This is a genomic window from Nocardia sp. NPDC060259 (genome assembly GCF_042728775.1).
GTDB lineage: Bacteria > Actinomycetota > Actinomycetes > Mycobacteriales > Mycobacteriaceae > Nocardia.
Map to the genome: position 1 here is coordinate 1 of NZ_JBHXAY010000020.1, position 26,219 is coordinate 26,219.

Annotated in this window: 24 protein-coding genes; 12 read left to right on the top strand and 12 right to left on the bottom strand. The window is 68.3% G+C overall.

Annotated elements, in window-relative coordinates:
- Window positions 1-400 precede the first annotated feature (400 nt).
- The 6 genes from tyrS to ACFWF2_RS11000 form a co-directional block, all read right to left on the bottom strand.
- Complete coding sequence (gene tyrS, locus ACFWF2_RS10975; RefSeq protein ID WP_379306856.1) at window positions 401-1,687, bottom strand: tyrosine--tRNA ligase; 1,287 nt, start codon at window positions 1,685-1,687, stop codon at window positions 401-403.
- Window positions 1,688-1,757: 70 nt separating this feature from the next.
- On the bottom strand, window positions 1,758-2,606 hold the full coding sequence (locus ACFWF2_RS10980; RefSeq protein WP_379306858.1) for an alpha/beta hydrolase: 849 nt from the start codon (window positions 2,604-2,606) through the stop codon (window positions 1,758-1,760).
- Between the two features lie 188 nt (window positions 2,607-2,794).
- Window positions 2,795-3,223, bottom strand: coding sequence for a DoxX family protein (locus tag ACFWF2_RS10985; protein ID WP_379306860.1), 429 nt, complete (start codon window positions 3,221-3,223; stop codon window positions 2,795-2,797).
- Between the two features lie 73 nt (window positions 3,224-3,296).
- Window positions 3,297-3,941: a DNA-3-methyladenine glycosylase gene (locus tag ACFWF2_RS10990; RefSeq protein WP_379306862.1), complete on the bottom strand. Its 645-nt coding sequence runs from the start codon at window positions 3,939-3,941 to the stop codon at window positions 3,297-3,299.
- A 37-nt stretch (window positions 3,942-3,978) separates the two neighbouring features.
- Window positions 3,979-4,869, bottom strand: coding sequence for an RNA polymerase sigma-70 factor (locus tag ACFWF2_RS10995; RefSeq protein WP_379306864.1), 891 nt, complete (start codon window positions 4,867-4,869; stop codon window positions 3,979-3,981).
- Between the two features lie 78 nt (window positions 4,870-4,947).
- Window positions 4,948-6,126, bottom strand: coding sequence for an NAD(P)/FAD-dependent oxidoreductase (locus ACFWF2_RS11000; protein WP_379306866.1), 1,179 nt, complete (start codon window positions 6,124-6,126; stop codon window positions 4,948-4,950).
- Window positions 6,127-6,338: 212 nt separating this feature from the next.
- Here ACFWF2_RS11000 and ACFWF2_RS11005 point away from each other — a divergent pair, with 212 nt between their 5' ends.
- The 4 genes from ACFWF2_RS11005 to ACFWF2_RS11020 all read left to right on the top strand — a co-directional run bounded on the left by ACFWF2_RS11005 (window position 6,339) and on the right by ACFWF2_RS11020 (window position 10,070).
- A complete protein-coding gene (locus tag ACFWF2_RS11005) occupies window positions 6,339-7,853 on the top strand; it encodes a multicopper oxidase family protein (RefSeq protein WP_379306868.1) in 1,515 nt (504 codons plus the stop codon).
- A 73-nt stretch (window positions 7,854-7,926) separates the two neighbouring features.
- A complete protein-coding gene (locus tag ACFWF2_RS11010; RefSeq protein WP_379306870.1) occupies window positions 7,927-8,655 on the top strand; it encodes an ABC transporter ATP-binding protein in 729 nt (242 codons plus the stop codon).
- A 5-nt stretch (window positions 8,656-8,660) separates the two neighbouring features.
- The gene (locus ACFWF2_RS11015; RefSeq protein ID WP_379307001.1) at window positions 8,661-9,419 is read left to right on the top strand and encodes an ABC transporter permease; all 759 of its coding nucleotides are present in this window, start codon (window positions 8,661-8,663) and stop codon (window positions 9,417-9,419) included.
- A gap of 21 nt (window positions 9,420-9,440) precedes the next feature.
- On the top strand, window positions 9,441-10,070 hold the full coding sequence (locus tag ACFWF2_RS11020) for a TetR family transcriptional regulator (RefSeq protein ID WP_379306872.1): 630 nt from the start codon (window positions 9,441-9,443) through the stop codon (window positions 10,068-10,070).
- 1 nt (window position 10,071) lies between these two features.
- Here the strand turns inward: ACFWF2_RS11020 and ACFWF2_RS11025 are convergent, their stop codons facing one another.
- The 4 genes from ACFWF2_RS11025 to ACFWF2_RS11040 all read right to left on the bottom strand — a co-directional run bounded on the left by ACFWF2_RS11025 (window position 10,072) and on the right by ACFWF2_RS11040 (window position 13,903).
- Complete coding sequence (locus ACFWF2_RS11025; RefSeq protein WP_379306874.1) at window positions 10,072-10,878, bottom strand: class I SAM-dependent methyltransferase; 807 nt, start codon at window positions 10,876-10,878, stop codon at window positions 10,072-10,074.
- Window positions 10,879-10,994: 116 nt separating this feature from the next.
- A complete protein-coding gene (locus tag ACFWF2_RS11030) occupies window positions 10,995-11,219 on the bottom strand; it encodes a Trm112 family protein (RefSeq protein ID WP_378857006.1) in 225 nt (74 codons plus the stop codon).
- Window positions 11,220-11,228: 9 nt separating this feature from the next.
- Window positions 11,229-11,672, bottom strand: a complete 444-nt coding sequence (locus tag ACFWF2_RS11035) for a GtrA family protein (RefSeq protein WP_379306876.1) — start codon at window positions 11,670-11,672, stop codon at window positions 11,229-11,231.
- Window positions 11,669-13,903, bottom strand: a complete 2,235-nt coding sequence (locus ACFWF2_RS11040; RefSeq protein WP_379306878.1) for a hypothetical protein — start codon at window positions 13,901-13,903, stop codon at window positions 11,669-11,671. The genes ACFWF2_RS11035 and ACFWF2_RS11040 overlap by 4 nt, the downstream gene beginning before the upstream one ends.
- A gap of 255 nt (window positions 13,904-14,158) precedes the next feature.
- Here ACFWF2_RS11040 and ACFWF2_RS11045 point away from each other — a divergent pair, with 255 nt between their 5' ends.
- Window positions 14,159-15,193, top strand: a complete 1,035-nt coding sequence (locus ACFWF2_RS11045) for a glycosyltransferase (RefSeq protein ID WP_379306880.1) — start codon at window positions 14,159-14,161, stop codon at window positions 15,191-15,193.
- Complete coding sequence (rffA, locus tag ACFWF2_RS11050) at window positions 15,190-16,326, top strand: dTDP-4-amino-4,6-dideoxygalactose transaminase (RefSeq protein ID WP_379306882.1); 1,137 nt, start codon at window positions 15,190-15,192, stop codon at window positions 16,324-16,326. The genes ACFWF2_RS11045 and rffA overlap by 4 nt, the downstream gene beginning before the upstream one ends.
- A gap of 70 nt (window positions 16,327-16,396) precedes the next feature.
- On the opposite strand, the gene ACFWF2_RS11055 is transcribed toward rffA, so the two are convergent.
- Together ACFWF2_RS11055 and ACFWF2_RS11060 are read right to left on the bottom strand one after the other, a co-directional pair.
- Window positions 16,397-19,414: an acyl-CoA synthetase gene (locus ACFWF2_RS11055; protein ID WP_379306884.1), complete on the bottom strand. Its 3,018-nt coding sequence runs from the start codon at window positions 19,412-19,414 to the stop codon at window positions 16,397-16,399.
- Window positions 19,415-19,553: 139 nt separating this feature from the next.
- The gene (locus ACFWF2_RS11060; RefSeq protein ID WP_379306886.1) at window positions 19,554-19,718 is read right to left on the bottom strand and encodes a hypothetical protein; all 165 of its coding nucleotides are present in this window, start codon (window positions 19,716-19,718) and stop codon (window positions 19,554-19,556) included.
- A 336-nt stretch (window positions 19,719-20,054) separates the two neighbouring features.
- Between ACFWF2_RS11060 and ACFWF2_RS11065 the strand changes: the two genes are divergently transcribed.
- From ACFWF2_RS11065 to ACFWF2_RS11090, 6 genes are all read left to right on the top strand, one after another.
- The gene (locus ACFWF2_RS11065; RefSeq protein WP_379306888.1) at window positions 20,055-21,461 is read left to right on the top strand and encodes a family 2B encapsulin nanocompartment shell protein; all 1,407 of its coding nucleotides are present in this window, start codon (window positions 20,055-20,057) and stop codon (window positions 21,459-21,461) included.
- 12 nt (window positions 21,462-21,473) lie between these two features.
- Window positions 21,474-22,736 carry a family 2 encapsulin nanocompartment cargo protein terpene cyclase gene (locus tag ACFWF2_RS11070; protein WP_379306890.1) on the top strand — a complete coding sequence of 421 codons (1,263 nt, stop codon included), beginning with the start codon at window positions 21,474-21,476 and terminating at the stop codon, window positions 22,734-22,736.
- The gene (locus tag ACFWF2_RS11075) at window positions 22,733-23,608 is read left to right on the top strand and encodes a geranyl diphosphate 2-C-methyltransferase (RefSeq protein ID WP_379306892.1); all 876 of its coding nucleotides are present in this window, start codon (window positions 22,733-22,735) and stop codon (window positions 23,606-23,608) included. The genes ACFWF2_RS11070 and ACFWF2_RS11075 overlap by 4 nt, the downstream gene beginning before the upstream one ends.
- Window positions 23,605-24,174, top strand: a complete 570-nt coding sequence (gene idi / locus ACFWF2_RS11080) for an isopentenyl-diphosphate Delta-isomerase (protein WP_379306894.1) — start codon at window positions 23,605-23,607, stop codon at window positions 24,172-24,174. The genes ACFWF2_RS11075 and idi overlap by 4 nt, the downstream gene beginning before the upstream one ends.
- Window positions 24,175-24,354: 180 nt before the next feature.
- Window positions 24,355-24,723, top strand: a complete 369-nt coding sequence (locus ACFWF2_RS11085; RefSeq protein ID WP_379306896.1) for a hypothetical protein — start codon at window positions 24,355-24,357, stop codon at window positions 24,721-24,723.
- Between the two features lie 109 nt (window positions 24,724-24,832).
- Entirely contained in the window at window positions 24,833-26,011 is a 1,179-nt protein-coding gene (locus ACFWF2_RS11090) for a serine hydrolase domain-containing protein (protein ID WP_379306898.1), read from the top strand.
- The last annotated feature ends 208 nt before the right edge of the window (window positions 26,012-26,219 follow it).

Here is a 26,219-nt window from a genome sequence, read left to right on the forward strand (position 1 = left end):
CAATAATAATATTGGCACTGACATTCATCGACACACTATTGAGTTCTCAAAGAACACACGCACAAGGAGGACCACCGACTCTCGTCCGGATCTCCTCCAGGGCAACTGTTCCAGCCTAACCGCGCTTCCAGGCGATGTCAATCGTAACGCTGGTCACCCGATGAGGCAATGCCAGGCGCACCCCGTCCTACCTCGTTTTCCCTACGCCCGCTCGCCCTGAGGGCCAGCGTCTCGGCTCCGGGTTGGTGTCCGTGTCGCTCTGACTTCCAATAAGTTACGCGCCGGATAACTCCGCGTCAAATCGCCTGGACAGCACGGGATCTGCGCAGGTCAGCGCGTCGGACCCGGCCGCTGCGCCGGCCTGAATCACACGAATGTGATTCAGGCCTCCGCCGCGAGGTCAGGCTATCCGCCGGACGCCTGCCATGTTCTTCTTGCCCCGTCGCAGCACCAGCCACTCCCCGTGCAGGTAGTCGGCGTCGGACGGGGTCCACTCGATGTCGCTGATGCGCTCGTTGTTCACCGAGGCACCGCCTTCGTTGACCACGCGACGCGCCGCTCCCCTGCTCTCGGCCAGGCCGGACGCGACGAGCAGATCGACGATCGTGTTCGGTTCGCCCGGCACGACCTCGGCGACCTTGCCGTCGATGGCGGTTTCGCGCAGGGCGGCACCCAGCGTCGACTCCGGGAGTTCACGCAGGTCACCGCGGCCGAACAGGGCCTGGCTCGCCAGTTCCACCGCGTGGGTCTCGGCTTCGCCGTGCACCAGTGTGGTCATCTCGGCGGCCAGGCGCTTCTGCGCCTCACGGGCGAACGGGCGTTCCGTAGTGGCCTGTTCGAGCTCGTCGAGTTCTTCCCTGCCGAGGAAGGTGAACCAGCGCAGGTACCGCACGACATCGGCGTCGGCGGTGTTCACGAAGTACTGGTACCAGGCGTAGGGGCTGGTCAGCTCGGGGTCGAGCCACAGGCTGCCGCCGCCGGTGGACTTGCCGAACTTCTTGCCGTCGGCCGAGGTCACCAGGGGAACGGTGAGCGCGTGCACGTGCGCGCCGTCGACGCGGCGGTTCAACTCGACGCCGGCGATGATGTTGCCCCACTGGTCGGAGCCGCCGACCTGCAAGGTGCAGCCGTATTCGCGGCGCAGCTGCAAGTAGTCGTTGGCCTGCAGCAGCATGTAGCTGAATTCGGTGTAGGAGATGCCGTCACCCTCCAGCCGCCGCTTGACGGTGTCCCGGGCGAGCATGACGTTGACCGAGAAGTGCTTGCCGACGTCGCGCAGGAAGTCGACGGTCGACAGCGAGCCGGTCCAGTCCATGTTGTTGGCGATTACCGCGCCGGTCGGCGAATCGTCGAGGTCGACGAAGCGCTCGAGCTGGGAGCGGATGCGCTGGGCCCACTCGGCGACGGTGTCGGTGGAGTTCATCGTGCGTTCGCCGACGTCGCGGGGGTCACCGATCAGGCCGGTGGCCCCGCCCGCGAGGACGATCGGCCGGTGACCGGCCCGCTGGAACCGCTTCAGTGCCAGCAGCGGGACGAGGTGACCCGCGTGCAGGCTGGCCGCGGTGGGGTCGAAGCCGGCATACAGGGTCAGCGGCGCGGTAGCGGCTGCCGCCCGCAACTCGTCCAGGTCGGTGGACTGCGCGATCAGGCCGCGCCAGGTCAGTTCGTCGAAGATGTCGCCGGTCACGGTGCTCCATCTTTCCGTACTCGTTCCACCGCCCGCGCGCAGGCCGGGCGGTGTCGGGCCGACTGGGTGCTCAGACCCGCACGCGGGTGATCCAGGCGGCGAGCTCGGCTTCGACCTCGTCCCGGTTGACCTCGTTGAGCACCTCGTGGCGAGCGCCAGGGTAGATCCGGTACGTGATGTCGGACAGGCCCGCGTCGCGGTAGCGCCGGACCAGCTGGTCGGACAGGCGTGTGCCGTCGTTGAGCGGATCCTGGTCGCCGACCATCACATACATCGGCAGGTCGGTGCGCACGGTGCTCGGATCGTTCAGGCGCTGGTAAGCGGTGGCCGCGAGCTGCGCCATATTGGTGTCGTCGACGGCGAAGCCACACCAGGGGTCGGCGAGGTAGGCGTCGACCTGCGCTTCGTCGCTGCTGATCCAGTCCGCGTCGGTGCGCGTCGGCTGGAATCCGGCGTTGAAGAACGCGGTCAGGTCGCCGCCCGCGGCCGCGATGTTGTCGAAGAGCCCGTCCACCGCCGTCGACCCGCACAGCACGACCTCGTCGACCAGCGCGGAGTGGTCGAGAATGTACTGCTGTACCGCGAAGGAGCCGAGGCTGTGCCCGAACAGGGTGACCGGCAGCCCGGGATGACGTTCGCGCAGCAGTTGGGTCAGCGTCACCAGATCGGCGACCAGCAGGTTCCAGCCGTCGTCGCCGAGCTTTCCCGGCTCGGAGAACATGCTGTACCCGTGGCCCCGGTGGTCGCCGGCGTAGACGGCGTAGCCGAGGCCTGCGAGTGTCGTGGCCAGGTGGCTGTAGCGGTCGGAGTGTTCACCCATGCCGTGCGCGATCTGTACCACGCCCACCGGTTCGACAGCGACGGGCAACCAACTCCGGACGTGGATGGTGATGCCGTCACTGCTGGTGAAGGTGAACACGAATACTCCTGCGGAAGGCGTCGGGCATGTGGACATCGATCGTCGCACCGGAAGTGGCCCTGACCCCATAGGATTCGCCAACGAGTTCCGCGGCGCGACCTTGTGTCCGCGGACAAACCCACCTTGTCCGCGGACGCCGAAAATCGCCGGACCTGCTCGGCCCGGCGATGCTCAGCGCGGTCGGTGACTCACCGAACCAGCGAGGTGATGCTCTCGCGGCGCTCATAGCCGATCCAGGCGAAGATCGCGGCCAGCACCAGCGGGAAGATCGCCATCCCCGGCAGATCGGCGATGAAGGCCTGCGTCGCGGCGGCGAGCACGGTGAGCACGGACAGACCCGCGGCGGCCAGGGCACTGAGCCGCGGCACCATCAGGCCGATACCGCCCGCCACCTCCGCGACTCCGATGAAGATCAGCAGCCCGAGCGGGATGGTCAGGTTCTCGGGCGGGTTGTCCATCAGCATGTTCGGGATGACGAGCTTCGGGCCGCCCGAGGCGATGATGAAGAACAGGCCGAGCACCACCTGCAGGGTCCACAGGACGCGGTTGCGGATCTTGCCGGGGCGGTGGACGGCGGCGCTGGAGAAGGTCGCGGAGGAGGTGGCGGTGGTGGTCATGTCGTGTCCTTCGGTTCGGTCGCGCTCGGTGGGTAGCGCGTTCACCAGATAGGACGTGGCCCGCGTTGCGAATTCATCGCCGCCGCGAAACTTTTCTCGCGACCGATTCGGGCGCACGTGGACTGCGCCGGTAGGTGGACACCGCGGGTGAGGCGGGCAGCCAGAACCGCCACGCGACGTCGGCGGCCACACTCACCCCCACGCGCGGCCCCACGGCGATCTCGGCCTGCGGGACAGCGGGATTCAGCTCGAGCCGAATCCCGGAGTACGGGTCGAACAGCTCGGTGCCGTAGTCGTCGAAGGTGAAACCCAATGCGCTGCCGAGATTTCCGGGACCACGAGCCAGGTCGACATCGGCACGCGCGGCAGGGCGGCGGGCGCGGGCGAGATCATGACCCGCGATGACCTCACCCGCCCGGAGCAGCACCGCCGAGGCAGCACCGTCGAATCCGGTGGTCACATTCGCGCAGACGTGGATCCCGTACGAGCGGTACACGTAGAGCCGCCCGGCCGGACCGAACATCACCGCATTGCGGGCGGTCGGCCCCGGCCAGGAATGGGCGGCGGGATCGGGCCACAGCCCGGCCGGATCGCTGCCGTAGGCCTCGACCTCGACGATGCGCACGGCGACCGGCCCCGACGACAGGGTCGCGCCGAGCAACCTGCGCGCGGCGGTGGGTGGATCGACGGTGAGTTCCTGGGCGGACACGCTCGTCATTCTGGCCCATCCGGGCGTGCGGGCAGCGCAGCGGGATTCAGCCGAGCAGGTCGGTGCCGCGGTAGAGGCCGGCCAGCTTGCCCGGGTTGACCTGGAAGCGCAGGTTCTGGATGCGGCCGCCGACGAGGTCGAAGGTGAAGGCGGCGCCGGGGTTTCCGCCGAACGAGGCGAGGGTGCCCAGTTCGCCGTTGATCTCGGCGGTGCTGAGTTCGATGCCCGCCGAGGACGGTTTGGCCAGCACGCCGAGGATCCAGCGGGCGACGTGGTCGGGGCCGTGCAGTGGTCTGCGCGCCGCGGTGACGACGCCGCCGCCGTCGGACCAGCAGGTGACGTCGGGAGCAAGCAGGTCCATCAGCGCGTTCAGGTCGCCGCCGGAACAGGCTGCCATGAATTGTTCGGTGATGTGGGCGCGGGCGGCCTTGTCGGTGTCGAAGCGCGGACGCCGCGACTGGACGTGGTTCTTGGCGCGGTGCGCGATCTGCCGCACGCTCGCCTCGGTCTTGTCGAGCGCCTCGGCGATCTCGGCGTGGGTGTAGCCGAACACCTCACGCAGCAGGAATACCGCGCGTTCGACGGGGGTCAGGGTTTCCAATACCACCAGCATCGCGGTGGAGACGGTGTCGGCCAATGCGGCATCCTCGGCGATATCGGGTGAGGTCAGCACCGGTTCGGGCAGCCAGGGGCCGACGTAGGCCTCGCGGGTCACCCTGGCGGAGGTGAGCCGGTTCAGCGACAGGTTGGTGACGGCGCGGACCAGGTACGCCTTCGGGTGCTGAACCGCGGCGTGATCGGTGTCGTTCCATTTCAGCCAGGCGTCCTGCAGGATGTCCTCGGCGTCGGTGACGGTGCCGAGCATCCGGTAGGCGGTCGAGAACAACAGACGGCGGTGCTCGAGGAAGGGGTCCTGGTCCGGCATGGGGTCAACCATGGCGCATGCTCCGTCACTGCGGCGAGTTCGGGCGCCGGTTCGCACGAAACCGGCGCGTGGGTGATGGCGGGGGCGGACTCACGCGTTCGCGCGAGTCGCCTTGCCGCCCTTGGACAACTGGACGCTCATGGTCATCCGCTTGCTCGCCTTGAACGTCGGCACCGGGCTGCTGCTGACCATCTCCTTGTAGGTCCTCGCCGCCCAGCCGGTCAGGTAGATGCGGCGCGGGGTGTCGTCGGCATTGGTGAACTGGATGACCGCGTCGCGGCGGCCCAGGCTCACCGGCTGATGGAAGTAGCCGAAGCGGAACGGCCGCACCGGCTTGCCGCGCAGCTCGGCCGCGATCGCGTCGGCGGCGTAGGCGGCGGTGGGCAGGCCGCTCTGGCAGGTGCCGTGGACCTGGCCCCAGGCCTGACGCACCGCGGCGGCGTCGCCGACGGCGTGAATCGTGGGGTGCGACACCGACTTCAGCGTGGGATCGACCGCGATCAGGCCGCGCTCGTCGGTCGCGATACCCGCCTCGGCGGCGAGCGGCGAGACTCGCACGCCGCTGGTCCACAGGGTGAGGTCGGCGTCGATCCTGGTGCCGTCGGCGAGTTCGACCGCGTCGGGCAGCACCTTGGTGACGCGCAGGCCGGTCGCCCGGACGATCCCGAGCCGGTCCATCGCCGTGTTCAGGTAGGCGCGGGCCTTCTCGCCCATCATCGCGCCCGGCTCGGTCGCGCTGATCAGGGTGACGCGCAGACCGGGATGGCTCTCGGCGATCTCGGTGGCGGCTTCGATGCCGGTGAGGCCGCCACCGCACACCGTCACCGTGCCGCCCGCGGCGGCGAGTTCGGTGAGCTTGCCCGCGAATTCGTGGGCGAGGCGCGGATCGTTGAGCGTCCACGCGTGCTCGGCGACACCGGGGACGGCGGTGGTGTCGGTGGTGCTGCCGAGCGCGTAGACCAGCGCGTCGTAGGGAAGCTCGCCGGAACCATCGACGTGCACACGCTGTGTCTCGGGGTCGATGGCGGTGGCCCGGCCCTGGACGAATTCGATGCCGGTGCCGTCGAGAAGGTCGGGGATGTGGTGGTTCGCGAGTTCCTGACCGGCGGCGATCTGGTGCATGCGCAGCCGCTCGGTGAACCGCGCCGACGGGTTGACCAGGGTGATTCGGACGTCGAGCTTGCGGGTGCGCCGGGCGAGGCGGATCGCGGCCAGCATGCCCGTGTAGCCGGCGCCGAGGACGACGATGCGGTGCGTGGTGGTGTTCATGGCGATGCTCCTTGTCGGTGGGATGTCGATAGGACAAACGACCCCGCCGGATCGTGACAACCACTCGATGTGACCCGCATCACATCACCGTCTGGGTGCGCGGAGATATGCCGCTACCTGCGGAAACATCGGCGCGATCAGGGTGCGAGCCAGGGTCCGATGGGGGGCGCTTCCCGATGTGCGACCACGGTCGGCCTCCCTACCGTCGGAGCATGGCTTCCCCTTCTCGACCCGGCCGCCTGCGCCGGGTACTGCTCGGCGCGGGCGCACTCGCCCTCACCCTGGTGCTCGCGATCGCGGGCCTGGTGACCTGGACCTGGGCCGGCGCCGACATCTCCACCGTCGGCACCACCGAATTCACCAGCCCGCTCGCGATCCCCCCGCAGGCCGCGTCAACCGTCGAACCCGACGGCACCCGCGTGTTCACCCTCGATATGCAGACCGGCACAACGGAATTCGAGCCGGGTCGCGCCACCGAGACCTGGGGTTTCAACGGCAGCTACCTCGGCCCGACGCTGCGCGCCGCCCGCGGCGACAAGGTGCGGGTTCGCGTACGCAACCAATTGCCCGAGGCCTCGACGGTGCACTGGCACGGCATGCACCTGCCCGCGGCGATGGACGGCGGCCCGCACCAGATGGTCGAGGCGGGCGCGACCTGGACGCCGGAATGGACAGTCGCACAACCCGCTTCGACGCTCTGGTACCACCCGCACCCGCACGGCGCGACCGAGGACCACGTGCGCCGCGGCCTGGCGGGCATGTTCCTGATCGACGACGACACCGCGCTGCCGCTGCCCGACACCTACGGCGTCGACGACATCCCGGTGATCGTGCAGGACCTGCGCCTGCGCGGCAAACGCCTCGACGGCAGCCACACCGCCTTCCGCGATATCGGGTTCCTCGGCGACCGCACCATGGTGAACGGCACCATCGCGCCGTACCAGGAGGTCGGTGACGAACTGGTCCGGCTGCGGCTGCTCAATGCCTCGACCGCGCGGATCTACAACTTCGCGTTCCGCGACAGCAAGCGATTCTCGCTGATCGCTTCCGACGGCGGCCTGCTCGAACGGCCCGAATCGCTCACCGCCGTGCAGCTTTCGCCCGGTGAGCGCGCCGAGATCGTGGTGCGCATGCAGCCCGGTGAGCGCGCGGTGCTGCGCAGCGAGCGGCTCGACGCGGGCCTGGATTTCTGGTCCAACCGGTTCTCCGGCGGCGACGACCGGTTCGATGTGCTCGAACTCCGGGCCGCCGACACTTTGCGCCCCTCCCCCGAGCTGCCCGCCGCACTCGTCGCGCCGTCGACGCCGGACGGCTCGGATGCCGCCGTGGAACGCACCTTCGATCTCACCCTCGCGGGCATCAACGGCTCCCCGATGGCGATGGATCGCATCGACGCGACCGTCACCCGTGGCACGACCGAGAAATGGATCGTCCGCAATGCCGACGGGATGCCGCACAACTTCCACGTCCACGACGTGCAGTTCCGGGTGCTCGACTACGCGGGCGCGCCGCCACCACCGGCGTTGACCGGACCCAAGGACACGATCTTCCTGCCGCCGAACACGACCGCCATGTTGGCACTGCGCTTCGACGGACCCGCCGATCCGGACACCCCGTACATGTATCACTGCCACCTGCTCTGGCACGAGGACGTGGGAATGATGGGCCAGTTCGTGGTCGTCGAGCCAGGTCAGCAGGCCACGGCGCCCCCACGGCACGCGCATTGACTCTTGCCACGCCGACCGGGCAGCGCTAAATTCATCATGTAGTGAATTCAACACTCGATGAATTGAGGCGACCATGTCGCACACCGCACCCCCGGCCATCCAGGTCGACGGCCTGACCGTCAAACGCGGGAAACGCACCGTTCTGCACGAACTGACGCTCCATATCCCACGCGGCTCGATCACCGGTCTGCTCGGCCCGTCGGGCTGTGGCAAGACCACCCTGCTGCGCAGCATCGTCGGCACTCAGATCGTGGAGTCGGGCACCGTCACCGTGCTCGGCGATCCGGCGGGCAGTGCGGGGCTGCGCCGCCGGGTCGGTTATGTCACCCAGGCGCCGAGCATCTACCCCGACATCAGCGTCCGCGAGAACGTCGCCTACTACGCCGCGCTCTACGGCCGCGACCGCGACGACATCGAATCAGCGCTCACCTCGGTCGGTTTGCGCGAGTACGCGGACCAGCTCGGCGATCAGCTCTCCGGTGGTCAGGAGACCAGGGCGTCGCTGGCCTGCGCGCTGGTCGGCAAGCCGGAACTGCTGGTCATGGACGAACCGACGGTCGGCCTCGACCCGGTCCTGCGCGTCGAACTGTGGAAGCAGTTCCGCGAATTGGCCGCGGCGGGAACGACATTGCTCGTCTCGAGTCACGTGATGGACGAGGCCGACCACTGCGATCGGCTGCTGCTCATGCGCGAGGGCAACATGCTCGCCCAGCTCAGCCCCGACGAACTGCGCGAACGCACCGACGAGCAGAACCTCGAGACCGCCTTCCTCACCCTGATCACGATGGGAGAGAGCGCATGACCACCATGACCCTGCGCCCCTACACCGCCACCACCGGCCGGATCCTGCGGCAGCTGCGCAACGATCACCGCACCGTGGCCATGATCCTGGTGGTCCCTGCCCTGCTGATGACGTTGCTGTACTTCATCTATCAGGACGCGCCGCGCGCGCCGCACGCCCCGCTGACGATCTTCGACCGGGTCGGCATCACCATGCTCGGCATCCTGCCGTTCATCGTGATGTTCCTGATCACCGCCATCGCGATGCAGCGCGAACGCACCTCGGGCACGCTGGAGCGGCTGCTCACCACGCCGTTGCGCAAACTGGATCTGCTGGCCGGGTACGGCAGCGCGTTTTCGCTGGCCGCCGCGGCGCAGGCCGCCGTCGCCTGTCTGGTCGCCTTCTGGTTGCTCGGCATGAACGCCGCGGGCAATCCCGGCTGGGTGATGCTGATCGCCATGGTCGACGCGGTCTGTGGCGTCGCACTCGGCCTGCTCGCCAGCGCGTTCGCGCGCACCGAGTTCCAGGCGGTGCAGTTCATGCCGGTGGTCGTGGCGCCGCAGATCTTCCTGTGTGGCTTGCTCGTTCCGCGCGATCAGCTGCCCGGGTGGCTGGAGGCGATCAGCAATGTGATGCCGTTGAGTTACGCCGTGGACGCGCTGCAACAGGTGTCGCTGTATCCGGAGCCGACCGCGACCATGTGGCGCGATATCGCGGTGGTCGCCGGGTTCGCGGTCGTGGCCCTGTGCCTCGGTGCGGCTACCCTGCGTCGACGGACTCCCTGAGGAACGAGGAGAGGGACACCCATGAGTGACGGCGAATCCGGTTCGGGCACAGCCAGATCCGGTCGCACCGGGCGCAGGCCCGGCAATACCGATACGCGCGCGGCGATTCTCGACGCGGCCCGGATCCGATTCGCCGACACCGGTTTCGACAAGACCTCGATCCGGGCGATCGCCGGTGACGCCGACGTCGACCCCGCCCTCGTGCACCACTACTTCGGCACCAAACAGCAGTTGTTCGCCGCGGCCGTGGAGTTCCCCGTCGATCCGGAGGCGACGCTGAACGCGGTCGACCACGCGCCGCTCGACGAGCTCGGACAGACCATCGTGCGCGCGGTGGTCGGGGTGTGGGACTCCCCCGCCGGCCCCGGCATCGTCGCGATGGTGCGCAGCATATTCGGCGGCGGCGAGGTGAATCTGGCCCGCTCGTTCCTGCTCCAGGTGGTGCTGGAAAGGGTGCGGGCCCGGATCGCCACCCCCACCGACGACGGCAGGGCGCGGGTGGCGCTGGCGGCCGCGCAGATGGTCGGGGTGCTGACCGCCCGCAAGATCGTCGGGATCGAACCGCTGGCGTCGATGCCGATCGACGAGGTCGTGGCCGCCGTCGGCCCCTCGATGCAGCGCTACCTGACCGGTGATATCGGCGGTGCGTGATTCAGCGCGAACGCACCCGGACGATCGCGGGTGGGATGTCACGCAGGATCGGTAGCGCGGCGAACAGGGACAGGGTCGTGGCGAGCGGACCGTGCGAGGGTCCGTAGGAGCTCACCGTCACCTCCTCGACCGCGGGACTCCACGACCGGAGCAGCGCGGCGATCTTGCTCCGCTCGACGCCCCACGGCATCCGCGGGGCGGTGTAGTCCGGCGTCTTGTGGAATCCGCGCATCGTCTTGCGGGAGAACCACGGTGGGATGGTGTCGAACATCAGCTCGACGCCGGGGAAGCGTTCGAGGATCACGGTGACAAGGCGGCGCACCTCGTCGGGTTCGAAGTACATGAGAAGTCCCTGCGCTGTGACGAATACGCCGTGCGTGGGATCGACGGCGTTGAGCCAGGTCAGGTCGAGCGCGCTGATCGGCAAGTACCGGCACCGCCGCGACGGCGGCAGGAATCGGCTGCGGATCTCGATCGCCTCGGGGACATCGACGCACAGCCAGCGCACCGCGCCGTCGTCGCAGCGCTGGAACTGGGTTTCCAGCCCGGCGGCGAGTTCGACGACGGTCGCGCCGGGATGGTCGGCCAGCCACGGGCGCAGCGCCTCGTCGAAGCGGGCCGACCGCACGGCGTGGGTGCCGTCGGGTGGGCCGAAGGATCGCTCGTAGTCGAAGGCGATGGTGTCGTAGACGCGTTCACAGTCGGGATCGGTCAGGACCGCGTCGGCGCGTTTCACCTCCGACCCGCGGTTGTGCAGGGTCCAGAGCATGGTCAGCGGAATGCCGCTCAGGGCTACATCGTCGGACATCGGAGGCACCTTCTCGCGCTCGCCGGATGAAATCGACGTCACCGCCACGGGACGGCGACTGAGGTAACCCTAACTCCGAAGCGGGGTGTTTGGGGACCCCAGGTTCGCCGCGCCGGTCAGGACTGGGCGGTGAAGAACTCGTGCTCGGCGTCGGTGACGTCGCGGGCCTCGTCGATCAGCAGCACCGGAATGCCGTTGTCGATCGGGTAGGCACGGCGCAGGCGCGGGTTGTAGAGCACGCTCGCGTCCGACTCGGTGCGCACCAGCTGCAGCGGGCCCTTGTCCTGGGGGCAGGCCAGCAGGCTGAGCAGGGTTGCGTCGATGGTGGATTCGTGCGCCATGTCCCTAACCTACCGCGCCCGCCGGAACGAGATGTAGCGGTGCCCGAAGAAGCTGAGCACCGCGACCAGACCCATCACGATCACCGACGCGGGTGCGGCCGGGAAGTCCAGCCCGGTCACCGCCAGCTCCACCAGGACGACGTTGAGGACCAGGCCGCCCACGTTCACGCCGCAGAAGGCGACGAAGTCGCGCAGCAGGTGCCCGCGAACCCGGAACACCAGGGTGCGGTGCAGCACGAACGCGCCGACCGTGCTCACCGCATAGGCCGCGACCACAGCCAGACCGGGCCTGCCGTCACCGAACACACCCAGCCAGAACACGACCAGCGCCATGCCGAGCAGGGTGTTGAACCCGCCGACGATCGCGAACGCCAGCTCCTGGCGTTTGACGATCCGCAGCAGCGGGCCCGGCGTTTCGAGCACGCCGTGGGCGGGCGCCGCTTCGGCGGTCATCGCACCGCGTCCGCTAGCTCGGCGTCATCGGGGATCGACTCGGCCGCGGGCGCCGTCTGCTCGTCCTCGGGCTTGCGCCCGCGCACGTACAGCCACTGCAACAGCGCGAGGCCGAGCAGGCCTGCGACGATCGCCGCCCCGCCGATCTTCCAGCCCGGCGGACGCCAGGTCAGTTCGAGATCGCCGTTGCGGGTGCCCGCTGGGATGTCGACCGCGACGAAGCACTTGGCGACGACCGTGAACGGCACGTCCTTGCCGTTGATGCTGACCCGGTAGCCCGGCCAGCCGAGACGCGCGAACACCACGCGGCCGCCGGTCTCGGAGCTGACCCTGACCCGGCTGGTGGTGTCGGTTTCCGACACCGAGACCGCGGTGCCGCCCTCGACCGCCGAGACGCGGCCGTTGCGGGTGGAGATCAGGCCGTTCTCGCGTTCGAGCACCGCGATGTACTTCTCGTGGCCGGGGTAGTCGACCCACTTCCAGCCTGCGGGCGCCTCCTGGTTGCGGGCGTCCGGGTAGAGCGCGCGCTGGAGCACGACGCGGTCGACGTTCATCAGATCGACGATCGTCTTGCCGGTGGACGGTTCCACCGCGAACGCGCGCCGATAGGCGTCGGGGCAGACGCTGGTGTCCCAGCGCATGCACAGCATGTCGCCGAACCAGAAGTGCCCGTTCGGGGTGTACCCGCTGACGTAGGTCAGCTCGAGATCCTTGGCGTAGTTGCCGAACACCAGCGAGCCGTACGCATCGTCGAGCGTGCGCTCCCCCGGCTGGATCAGCGCGCGATCACCCAGCTGCAGCGTGGTGCCCGCGAAATCGGGGAACGCGGCCATCGCCGCGCCGCGGTCGCTGGGCAGGTTCCAGCTCATCGGGGTCGGTTGCGCGCGGTCGACCTGGAAGTACGCGATCGGGAACACCGCTACGATCGCCAGCGCGGCCGCGGCCGAAATGCCCTTGTTCACCGCGAGCCACACCACCCCGGCGCCGAGCGCGGCGAGGACCAGCGCGGCCACTACGTGGACCAGCCAGTTGTGCGGATCGGCCGAGAACGACCGCACCCACAGCAGCCCGATCAGCACCGCGGCGGCGATGCCACGCGAACGCCAGTCCTTGAACGTCGCGAAACGGCCGAGCAGCACGCACACCAGCAGCAGCAGACCCAGCGCCACCATCGGCAGCACACGGGCAGGCCAGCGTAGCGGTCCGATCGTGCCGGGACCGGCGGTCCACATGAGCGCGGCGATCGCGAACAGCGCGATCCCGCTGAGCTCACGCCACGCCTCCCGCGCCTTACCCCAGTCGATGAACGCCAATGCCGGGATCAGGAACCAGGCGATGTAGACCACCGGCAGCGGCTGCACATAGCCCCACCACGAGGTGAACGCGGGCAGCGTCGATGGCAGGCTCGCGTTCAGAGATTCCGACCACGGCACGGTGAGGAACTGGTCGTTGTTGATCTGGGCGGTGCCGCGCCAGGTCACCTTGGCCGACAGCATGCTGGGCAGATAGGTCGCCAGCCCGGCCAGCGCGGCCAGACCCGAGACCAGCAGCAGTTTCAGCGAAGGCCGCCAGGTCTTCTGGTAGATCAGCTCGCCGACCGCGACCGCGCCGACCATCAGACCGGCCTCGACCGCGGGGAAGATGTACTGCACCGAGATCGCCAGATACAGGTAGACGAACACCGGGATCGGCCCGCCGCTACCGCGCGCGTAGCGCACCCCCGACGCCCACGCGTGCACCATCCACGCGGTGCCGGTGAACGCCGTCATCCAGCTGGCCTCGTCGAAGAACAGCAGCCAGCCCGTGAACGGGATCGACACGCCCGCCAGCGCCGCCCACTGCACCTTCGAGCCGTAAGCCAGGCAGATCCGGTAGACGCCCAGGCCGAGGATGATCGCGAAGATCAGCTTCACCACGGTCGCGTACAGCACGAGATTGCCGACCGACGGCGCGATCAGATCGATCAGCAGCTGCGGCGGATTCAGCAGTCCCGCTTCTTCGATCGAGTAGTTTCCGGCCATCCAGTGCTCGGGCACCATGACCGGCAGATCACCGTCGCGCAGCCGCCTGCCGAGCATCACCCACAGCGGGACGTACTGGGATTCGGTGTCGTCGGTGTAGAAGTGCCTGGCGTTGGCGAGCAGAACCGCGCCATAGCCCGCGATCACTCCGAGGGAGGTGATCAGGCCCCACAGGTACACGGCACGACGGGGAGGGGTTCTACTTTCCACCACGAGGACCAGACCCTACAGGCAAGCGCCCACACCGGCACCGCCGCAGGGCACATCCGCCGCGGACCCGTGGCAGGCGCCCGAGCAGCGCCACGGGCCGCCATATACCGATGTTAAAGTGCGCTCACTGTTGGGTTTCTCCACGCGCTCGCCCTCATACACCGAAAGTCGACGATGCCGATTCCTTCCGCACATTCGTCCCGACCCGGCGCAGTCCTGCGTGCCGGTGCGCCCGCCCGCGACGGATCGCGCCCGGTGCATTCGGTGTCGGTGGTCGTCCCGGTGTATCGCGGCGAGGAGACGATCGCGGCGCTGGTCGCCGAGCTGGACCGGCTGACCGGCCCGTCCACCTCGACCAGCGGCGCCCGCTTCGCGGTCGAGGAGATCATCCTCGTGCACGACAACGGCCCCGACCGTTCGGATGTGGTGCTGCAAGAACTGGCAGGCGCCTATCCACAGGTTCGCCCGGTGTGGTTGAGCCGCAACTTCGGTCAGGACGCGGCGACGATCGCGGGAATGGCGGCGGCGCGGGGCGACTGGATCGTCACGATGGACGAGGACGGTCAGCACGACCCGGCGTTCATCGCCGATTTCCTCGACGCGGCGCTGGCCTCGCGCGCGGATCTGGTCTATTCGAAGCCGACCAATACCCGACCGCACGGTTTCCTCCGCAACATCACCTCGCGCGGCTCGAAGATCGTGCTGGCGACGGTGTTCGCTTTCCCGGATTCGACACGGTTCGAGAGCTTCCGGCTGATCCGCGGTGATATCGGCCGTCAGCTGGCCGAGGTCGCGGCCAACGGCGTGTACCTGGATGTGGCACTGACCTGGGTGGTCGGCAAAGCCGTTCAGGTGCCGGTGGTGTTGCGCGCCGAGGGCCGCGAGGAGTCCGGCTACAACTATCGCCGCCTTTTCTCGCTGTTCTGGAAGATGGTGCTGTGCAGCGGCACTCGCGGTCTGCGCCTGGTGAGCATGCTCGGGGTGACACTGGCGCTGGCCGGCGTGATCATGGCCGGGGTTGTCATCGTGCAGGCGCTGACGCAGGACAATCCCGAGGGCTGGGCATCGATCATCGTCGTGCTGCTGTTGTGCTCGGGGGCGACGCTGTTCTCGCTCGGCCTGATCGCGGAATATCTCGGTGTGGCCCTGCACATCCTGGTCGGCAAGCCGCTGTACCTGACCGTCGAGACCCCGACACCGCGCCCGGATACGATGCATGCGCCGGCCGTGAACCATCGAGTCGACGCCGCGGTACCGGCAGCCGCGACGGAGAAGGGTCACCACGAGTGAGCGACCGGATCATCTTCAGCAGGCCGTTCCGCGCCGCCGCTGAACGCGCCAATCTGCTGACCGTGCTCGAATCCGATCACAGTCACGGCGACGGTCAGTTCACCAAGTCGGCGACGGCCAAGATCAAGGCCATCACCGGCGCCGGGCACACGCTGCTCACCACGTCGTGCACGCACGCGCTGGAGCTGGGCGCGCTGCTGCTCGAGCTGGGCCCCGAGGACGAGGTGATCGTTCCGAGTTTCGCGTTCACCTCGGCGGCGACCGCGATGGCGCTGCGCGGTTCGACCTGCGTGTTCGTCGATATCGACGAGACCACCGGCAATATCGATCCGGCGGCCGCTGCTGCCGCGATCACCGACCGCACCAAGGCGATCGTCGTCATGCACTACGGCGGTGTCGCCGCCGACATGGAGCCGTTGCTCGCGCTGGCCGCCCAGCACGGTGTGGCGATCATCGAGGACAACGCGCACGGCCTCGGCGGCACGTGGCGCGGCAGGCAACTGGGCACCATCGGCACCCTGGGCACGCAGAGCTTCCACGACACCAAGAACGTGCACTGCGGCGAGGGTGGCGCGCTGCTGCTCTCGGACGAGATCCTGATGGGCCGCGCGGAGATCATGCGGGAGAAGGGCACCGACCGCGCCCGCTTCCTGCGCGGCCAGGTCGACAAGTACTCCTGGCAGGACATCGGCTCCAGCTACCTGCCCAGCGAGCTGAACGCGGCCGTGCTGGACGCGCAGCTGGCCGAGTTCGACACCATCCAGCAGCAGCGTCACCGCGTGTGGGACACCTACGCGGCCGCACTGCCGGACTGGGCTGCCCGCAACGATGTGCGACCGATGACGGTGCCCGCCGATCGCGGCCACACCGCGCACCTGTTCTACCTGCGGATGCCGACCGAGGAGAGCCGTGACGGCATCATCGCTCATCTCGCCGAGCGCGGCATCGTGGCGCCGTTCCATTACATTCCGCTGGATTCGAGCCCGGCGGGCCTGAAGTACGGCCGGACTCCGGTGCCGTGCACACGGTCTGCGAATTTCTCCGCGACGATCGTGCGGTTGCCGCTGTGGCCGCTGCTGAGCGAGACGCAGCTGACCCGCGTGATCGACGCCGTCACCGAATACCAGGTGTAACCCGGCCCGCACCGGTGAGTTGTCGCTCCAGTGGGGTGGTTGGCCGACCGCCGTCCACCCCACTCGCCCGTCAGTTACCGCCGAACAACCCGGCGGCAGCGGCGTCGGTGAGCACCTCGTAGACGTCGGTCTCCCGGTTGTAGATCCAGGTGTTCGGACCAGCCTTGGGCAGACCGGCGGCCTGAACCGCCGTGGCGGAGGGCCGGAAGCTGGTGCTGCGCGGGATCTCGTCGACGACGTAGACCAGATCGGGCCGCTGATCGCGGGCAAGTGCCCGCATCGCCTCGGTGACATCGCCCGGTTCGATCTTGAAGCCCTTGCGCACGCTCAGCGCGGCGGCGGCCAGGATGCCCGACGGGGTCTTCAGCCCGTACGCGACCTCCATGTCGACGGGGGTGATGTCGTTGAGCACGTCCACGATCGGCTGGGTGAACACCGGACCGCGGGCGGTGCGGATCACCGTGTCGCGGCGGTCGACGAGCCAGTAGTCGCCGTCGCTGTCGCGCCGGAACAGGTTCTCCGTCGGCCACCAGGCGTCGCCGGCCCGGAAGACCCCGCGCAGTCCGCCGTCGGACAGGTCACCGCCGTCGACCGACTTACCGAGCAGCAGCCCCGGCTCGTTGTCGGCGCAGCGCCGCGCGAAGCCGTCGTCGCCGACGTGGATCTGCTCGGTGACCGGGTCGTAGGCGACCAGTTCGACATGCGCGGTGCCCGGCACCGGCCTGCCCTTGGACCCGATCTTGGCGCCGGGCACATTGGCCAGCACAACGTCGCCGTCGATCGAGGCGTAGAACTCGAGCACCCTGGCCGGGGCGAACTGCTCGACGGTGCGCCGCCACAGCCCGGCGGGCATGCCGGAGCCGATGAACAGCCGGATCGGATGGTTGTGGCCCGCCGGGAAGACCTGCGCGTCGAGCAGGTCGCGCAGCATCGTCCAGGTGTAGGTGACGACGGTGACGCCGTAGCGGTGCACTTCCTCGGCGAAGCGGCCCGGCTCCATGTCCATCGGCCTGGCCAGCGCGATCCGGCTGCCACCGGCGATCGCCCCACCCAGACTCACCAGCAGGCCCGACGAATGATGCAGCGGCGCAAGGCAGTACACGGTGTCGCGGCGGTCGAGGTCGGCCGCGCTGGCGGTGCCGAACGCCGACAGCGCCCACCGATGGTTGGTGATGTACTTGGCCTCGAGGCGGTCACCGGTGCCGATGACGAGGATGAACGCGAGCTCGCGGGCCAGACCAGGATTCGGCCGGAACCAGGCAGGCACCCGCACCCGCGACGGATCGATCTGCTCGAGGTCGATCACCCGATCGCCGGTCGGCACCATCAGCTGCCTGGTGTCACCGCCGCCGAGCACCAGCACGCGCGCACCCGTCGCGGCGGCGGTGCGCAGGTTCTCCGGGTCGGTGATCAGCGTCTGCACGCCGGTCAGCTCCATGGCCCGGTCCAGTTCGGCGCCGGGCGCGAGCAGCACCGCGACAGCGCCGAGGCGCGAGAGCGCGGCGACCACGGCCAGCGCACTGGGCCTGGTCTCCATGACCACGCCGACCCGGTTGGCCGGCCGGATGCCGACGGAGATCAGCCCGCGCACAACATTGTCGATGCGGACCTCGACCGCGGCATTGGTGTGCACCCGGTCGTCGAAGAGGAACAGATCCTTCTGCGGCGCCCGCTTGGCGTGCTCGTTGAGCAGCTTGCCGAGTGAGATCCGGGTGTGCGGCTGGATCATCCCGAGCCGGGTCAGCCGCGGCAGGGCGCGCGCCGCCTCCCCCGCCATCTCGACCGAACCGCGAATCGTATTGCTGGCGAGGCCTTCCAGCGCCTTGCCGACGCCGGCGCCCGCCTCGGCCAGGGTGGCCGCGGTGTGCACGACCCGGGTCGCCGCGGTGCGGGGCGCGTTGCTCGGCACGTGCTCCTGCATCGGGACGATCTGCTCGGGCAGGGTGCCGTTGCCTTCCATCCACTCGATCCACTCGCGCACCATCGGCCACGTGTGGTTGGTCGCGATCGAACCGGCGACGAGCCCGAAATGCCCTGCCACCAAACTGGCTTCGTACACCTCGGCATTGGGCGCGGCCCGCACGATGCCGCGCACCGCGGCGGGCTGGCCGATGTCGTCGACCTCACCGACGAACGCCAGGATCGGGCACTTCAGCTCGGCGAGCGAGACCGGGTGATCGCGGATCACGAAGCCGCCCAGCATCAACCGGTTGTGCGCGACGAACTGCTTGAGCAGATCGGCGACCGCGGGACCCGAATACCCCACCCAGCCATCGTTGTTGAGGAAGCGGCGCTGACGCTCCTTGGGCAGCAGCGCTTCCCGGTCGTGCAGCTGCAGCAGGAAGTCGATCCGCGACTTGGCGGTCTTGACCGGGTCGAGCATCTGGAAGCCGATGCGCACCATCGATTCGGTGATCGGCAGCCGGTGCATCACGTGGTCGGCCAGGAAATCGGCGACCTCGGACACCACGCCGTAGGGCAGCCCGAACGGCATGCCCGCGACGATGTCGACCGGGCTGCCGAAGGTGACGATGGAGGCCACACCCTTGCCGTACCGGTAGGCGGTGGTCTGGTAGGCGAACATGCCGCCCTGCGAATAGCCCATCAGGTGCACCTGCGCGCCGGTGGCCTCACAGACCGTGTCGATGGCCGAGTTCACCGCAAGCACATGGTCGGCCAGGTCACGTTCCCAGCCGCCCTCCTCGGTCGCGGGCGAACCGAAATCGATGACCCAGCAGTCGATTCCGCTCGCGTGCAGGATGCCGACGGCGCCGCCCGCCGCGTTCACGTCCCAGATGTCGGCGTTCACCATCAACGGTGGAACAAGCAACGCCACCGGACGGCCCGCCGACGTATCGTCGGGGAAGTAGTGACGCAACCGGTACATGCGTCTGCGCTCGACGACCTCGAAGGGCGAGGACTCGACATCGTGCGCCAATCCGCCGAAGCGGATCACCTCCAGCCCGTTCTGCGCGGTAGCCAGCAACCGCTGCATAGAACCGACCACACCTTTTGGACTGATATCCACCGTTCCCACCTGGCCTACCCTACTGAAAGTGACACACCTCACACACCCCGATGTGCTCATATGAGCTAACCACACCGGACCTCCATTATGTGTCGCCTGTGACAGGCCGCATGTTCCGGCGATTCGGGTCACACCCGCTGTTCAGCGGCCCGTCACGCTGACGTAGACACTGTCGAACGGCTCGCTGCTCACACTCAGGTCACCGCGGAACGGATAATCCAGCGCGGCGATCAGGAAGATCCGCATCGTAGGACTCGTGGGTGGCCGCCGCGATCAGCCCGAGGAGCAGACCGTAGACCACGACGCCGACGATGAGCACCATCGCGACGGTCTCGTTCCAGCCGGGCTCGGGGCCGAAGAACATGATTCGACGATAACGACCATCCGCCGATCCGGCGCCTGTCGGTGATTCATCCCAGGACATTCGCCGCCACGCAATCGCCTCCCGCGCAACGGATCTCCCGGTCAGAGCCATGTTTTTCCGATTAGCCCGCACACCGTCGGCTCGACGCCCTACCATCGTTCTCGTCCGGAACACACTGGCACGCATCCAATTTCGCGTAACACCGTTTCACACGCCCGGCTTCTTCCGCGCAGGACCATTCGATTCACATCGTTACCCACCCCCAGCCTGTCGCGCATCGTCGCGCCGCACAGGCTGATCGGCCGTGCCGAAATCCGCCTCGAGGTGAGGAACTTCATGACCATCGAAATGCCGCTGCCCACAGACAATTCCGTTCGCAAGAGCCTCAGCACCAGCGCGGCGCAACAGCTGGCGCACACCACCAAATCCGAGCCGCAGATGCAGGGGATCAGCTCCCGGTGGCTGTCGCGCGCGCTGCCTTGGGTGCAGGTCGCGGGTGGTATCTATCGCGTCAACCGCCGGCTCACCCACACCGTCGGCAACGGCGAGGTCGAGTTCGTCGTCGACGGCTCGCGCGCCAGGGTGATCCCGCAGGAATTGCGCGAACTGCCTGCCCTGCGCACTGTCGACGACGACGAGTTGCTGCGCCCGCTCGCCGATACTTTCGTGCAGTACGATCTCGATCCCGGCGCCGTCGTCGCCGAATTCGGTAATCCGATGGACCAGGTCATTCTGGTCGTCCACGGAAAACTCGCCCGGCTGGGTTCCGGTGAATACGGCGAGGCGACGAAACTCGGCATGCTCTCCGGCGGCGACTATTACGGCGAAGATATGCTCACCGACCCGTCGGCGATCTGGCCGGACACCGTGAAGACGGTGACCAAGACGACCATTCTCTGCCTGCCAAGACAAGCATTCGAACAATTCCTCGACATGAATCCCGCATTGGCCCGGATCCGCACCGAGGCCGCCCAGACACCACGTCGGACGCAGAATTCCAAGGGCGAGGCCGATATCGAGATCTCCTCCGGCCATTCCGGCGAACCGTTGCTCGAGGGCACCTTCGTCGACTACGACGCCAGCCCTCGCCAATACGAACTCAGCCTGGCCCAGAGCGTGCTGCGGATCCACACTCGCGTCGCCGATCTGTTCAACGACCCGATGAACCAGATCGACCAGCAGCTGCGCCTGACCGTCGAAGCGCTCTACGAGCGGCGCGAGCACGACCTGGTGAACAATCCCGATTTCGGCCTGCTGCACAACTGCGATCTCAAGCAGCGCATCACCACCGAATCGGGCCCACCGACCCCCGACGACATGGACGAGTTGCTGAGCATGCGCCGCGGCACCAAGTTCTTCCTCGCCCATCCCAAGGCGATCGCCGCGTTCGGCCGCGAATGTTCGCGCCGCGGACTGTATCCCGATCCGGTGGAGTTCCAGGGCTCTCGGGTTCCCGGCTGGCGCGGGGTGCCGATTCTGCCGTGCGGCAAGATCCCGGTGAACGGCACCCAGACGACCTCGATCATGGCCATGCGCATCGGCGAGAAGGACCAGGGCGTCGTCGGATTGCATCAGACCGGCATTCCCGACGAGTACGAGCCGAGTCTGAATGTCCGGTTCAAGCAGATCGACGATCAGTCGATCATGTCGTACCTGGTGAGCTGCTACTACTCGGCTGCGGTCCTGGTCCCCGACGCGCTCGGCGTACTCGACGACGTGCTCGTCGCGCGCCGGGCCGACTGATCGGCGCGGGCCGTGTCGATCCTCACCAGGGCAGCGGCCCCGCACGCGGGCACCGCGCTCGCCGCGACGGTGGCGGCCCTGCTGCACGACGCGACGGCGCCTGCCGATCTCTTCCCCCGGCTCGGTACGGCGGCAGCCACACTCCCCCGCCGGATTTCGCCGCCGAAGCTGTCCGCCCCCGAACCGCGACACCTGCTCGGGCCCACCGGGATCGGCACGACCTCGCTCTGGCGCGCCACCCCACCCACCCCGCAAGCCGGTGCACGGCAAGCGATCCCGCCGCTCTACTGTCCACCACCCGAACGCGACGATCCCGCGCTGGCCGAGGCCGTGAATGTCGGCCTACTCGCCTGGGCTGCCGAAATCGGCCTCTACGAGGGCCGTCTCGACGAGCTGGGCAAGGCCGACTTCGGTCGGCTGATCATGCTCGCCCATCCCGATTGCGACGACCCCGACCTGCTCCTCGGCGCCGCCCGCTGCGCGGTGTCCGAATGGTCGGTCGACGACTACTACTGCGAGGAGGACGCCCCTGGCGACACCGCACCCGACGGAACACCGTCCAGCGCCGCCGCCGAGCTCGGGCCACGGCTCGAGCTCGCCGCCGCCGCGATGGATCCGGCTCATCTGCCCGCGCAGTACGCACCCCGGCTCGAACAGGCCATGCAGGCCGATCCGATCCTGCGCGCGTTCCGCACGTCGTTCGCGTGCCTGGCGGGGTATGCGAGCCCGGCGCAGCTGGCCAGGCTGCGCACCGAGATCGCGGGCTGGTTCATCGCGCTCGGCGCCGAGGCGGGCTGGCGCGCGGCGGATCGGATGCCACCGGTCTGGGAGTACCTGACCAACCGTCAGCCGCACAGTTTCCTGCCGTGCATGGCGCCGATCGACGCCGTCGGCGGCTACGAACTCGGTGCTCCGGAGTACACCGATCCGGCCGTCCGGCGGGTCGTCACCACTGCCGCACTGGCCGCGCAGATGGTGAACGACCTGTATTCGATGGCGCGCGAGGACCTTTCGGGAGGCAGGGAATTCAACCTGCCGACGGTCCTCGCCGCCGAGGAGGGCTGCAGCCGCGCCGACGCGGTCCTGCGGACCGCGCAGATCCACGACGAGCTGATGCACCGCTTCGAACGGGAAGCGGCCCCGCTCGCCGCAACGGGCTCACCCCAGCTGCGCCGCTTCCTGGCCGGCCTGTGGGCCTGGATGGGCGGCAATCGCGCCTGGCACGCCGACAGCCGCCGCTACCACGACATCGCACCAGGAGAGGACGACCGATGACCATCGCGAACCCCCGTACCGACCGCACCGTGCTGCGCACCACCTACCAGCGTTCCGTCGCGGCGTACTGGAACAACAACCCCAACGACGATCGGGTCAACACCAAGCTGGGCGAGGTCGACGGTCTCTACCACCACCACTACGGCATCGGCACGCCCGACTGGTCGGTCATCGAGGGCCCCGAGCAGACCAGGCAGGACCGCCTCGTGCGCGAACTGCACCGGCTCGAGACCGCCCAGGCCGACTACCTGCTCGACCATCTCGGCCCTATCCAGCCCGCCGACCGCCTCGTCGACGGCGGCTCGGGGCGCGGCGGCACCAGTTTCATGGCCGCGGAACGCTTCGGCTGCCAGGTCGACGGTGTCTCCATCTCCGAGTACCAGGTCGGCTTCGCCAACGACCAGGCCGAGACCCGCGGTGTCACCGACCAGGTCCGGTTCCACTTCCGCAACATGCTCGACACCGGCTTCGCCGACGAGTCGGTGCGCGGCATCTGGACCAACGAGACCACCATGTACGTCGATCTGTTCGACCTGTTCGACGAATTCTCCCGGCTCCTGGAACCCGGTGGCCGGTATGTGTGCATCACCGGCTGCTCCAACGACGTCACCGGTGGCCGGTCGGCCTCGGTCAGCTGGATCGACGCGCACTACGGCTGCATGATCCATCCACGCAGCGAGTACTTCCGCGCGCTGTCCGACAACGGACTGATCCCCACCACCGTCGTCGACCTCACGCCCGACACCATCCCGTACTGGGAGCTGCGCACCCATTCCGAGCTCGCCACCGGCGTCGAGCAGCCGTTCCTCACCGCCTATCGCGAGGGGAGCTTCCAGTACCTGCTGATCGTCGCCGATAAGGTAGCCAGGTGACCGAACAGCTCGCCGACCCGTCGACCGACCGCGAAGCCATGCCCGTCGAGGTGGTCGACGACAACGGTGTTGCGATCGGAGCGTGCTCGGTGGCCGATGCCCATCGGCCACCTGGCACGCTCCACCGCGCCTTCTCGGTGCTGCTGTTCGACCGGAACGGGCACGTGCTGATCCAGCAGCGCGCCGCGGTGAAGACCCGCTTCCCGCGGCAGTGGGCCAACACCTGCTGCGGGCATCCCGCGCCCGGTCAGCCGGTGCTCGAGGCGGCGGCGATCCGGCTGCGCGAGGAGTTCGGTCTCGCGGCCGACCTCGCCGAGGTCGGGACCTTCCGTTACCGCGCAGGCGACGAGACGACGGGCCGGGTCGAACACGAATACGACCATGTCCTGATCGGTGTGGTTGGCGATGTGACGCCGCAACCCGATCCGGACGAGGTGGGTGCGTGGGCGTGGATCGCCCCGCACACCCTGCGGGCCGAGCTGGCCGACCACCCCGGCAGGTACACGCCGTGGCTGGCCGAGGTGCTCGACATCGCCGACCACGCGCACACCGCGCACCGGGCGTAGCCTCTCCCTCCTTGCTGTTTTTCGACCGGCACATTGCCCATCCATCCCAGGAGGTACAAACAGGTTCAATGCGCATATCTATATCTGTCGATGTTCACGGTTCTTGGTGAAATCACAGGCTCGCCACAGTCGCCGACCAGGCCGAACGCGCATTCTGGACAGGGAACGATTCCGCAGCAGGTGAGTGAGGTAGCGATGGTCGAGGTCGAGATCAACGACGACACGGTGACGGTCCATGTACTCGGCGGACATCGACTGCTCGCGCTGCGCCAGCAGGTCGTGATCGACCGCGCCGCCATCACCGGCATCACCCCCGCCGAGGTGGACCTGCGCCCACCGTGGGTGCGCGCTCCCGGCACCTTCATCCCCGGTGTGATCGCCGCAGGCGTCTACCGGGGCAAGGGCCGGAAAGAGTTCTGGGACACCACTTTTGGTGGCAGCGCGGTGCGTATCGACCTCGACGGGCCCGATTTCACCCGCCTGGTCGTCGATGTCGACGACCTCGACGGCGTGCTGAACGCGCTGACCGGGCAATCCGTCCGCGCCTGAACCGACCCTTCCCGTTCCGCGCGAACGGCGGCGTCACGACCGCTCCCCTCCCCCGGCGAAACGATCACCGTACCGACCGGTCCCATGGGCGGGGTGGCATGCTCGAACGATGGGAGTTTCGACAACGCAGTCGGTGGATCGCCGTTTCGTCAGCTTGGTCGCGATGTTCGACCGCCTCTTCCGCAAGCCGTCGCACGGCGGTGGCGCCCTGTGCGTGTACCTGCACGGTGAGCCGGTGGTCGATGTGTGGGCAGGCTACGCGAGCCCCGGCGTGCCGTGGGCCGCGGACACGGTGGCGCTGGCCTTCTCCACCGGAAAAGGCGTGGCCTCCACGGTGATCCATCAGCTCGCCGAGCGCGGGCAGCTCGACTACGACACCGCGGTGGCCGAATACTGGCCCGAATTCGCCGCGGCGGGCAAAGCGCACATCACGGTGCGCGACGTGCTCACCCATCGCGCCGGTCTGCACCGGCTGCGCGGCCTGCTGCCCGGCCCCGTCGACCGCTTCCTCGACGACGAGGCCGTCACCGCCGCGCTGGGCGCGGCCACCCCCGACCCCCGGCACCGGATCACCAGCGGCTACCACGGCATCAGCTACGGGCATCTGGCCGCCGAGCTGGTGCGGCGGGTGACCGGGCGCGAGTTCGTCGACGTCGTCCGCACCGAACTCGCCGAACCCCTTGGCGCCGAAGAACTCTGGTTCCGGGTGCCGAAAGAGGAAAGGCATCGCATCGCCACCACCTTCCCGCGTCTGCGGGCGGCGGGCATGGAGTGGGACCGGGGTTCGGACCTGCTCACCCGCACCAGGTACGCCGCCGCCGCGGAAACCACGCCCCGCGGTTTCGCCGACCTCATCGTCGACCCGCGCGTGCACGATTCGGTGATGCCTGGCGTGAACGGCGTCTTCTCGGCCCGCGCCCTGGCCCGCGTCTACGCCGCACTCGCCAACGGCGGCGAACTCGACGGCACCCGCATCCTCGACCCCGGCTCGATCCGCCGTGTCGCCACCCGCCAGGTCTTCACCCCGGATTACGTGCTGGCGTTCCGTATCCCGTGGGCCCTCGGTTTCCACGGTGTTCCGATGAAACCGTCCAAGGCCGACCCGATTTCGGCCTTCGGCCACTTCGGTCTCGGCGGTTCCGGCGCCTTCGCCGACCCCGAGACCGGCCTGTCCCTCGCCTTCGTCACCAACCGCCTCGGCGGCAAACTCACCCCACTCGGCGACGCCCGCCTGACTCGCCTCGGCACCACCGCCCACAACATCGCGAAGGCCGACGGGCACCGCTGAGACCCGGTGCATCGCCACACCTCCACTCGCCCGCGCCCACCGCGCTCGAAACACCGCGACACGACCCGTAACCGGCTGACCAGGCTGTTGTGATCGGGTTCTTGGCTGTAGCCTTGTGCGTGCTTTCTGATGATTGTTCTCGACTCTGACACCTTCGACTCGAGGAGTGCACAGATGGCGAACGACCAGCAGGGCTCAGCGGCTGACA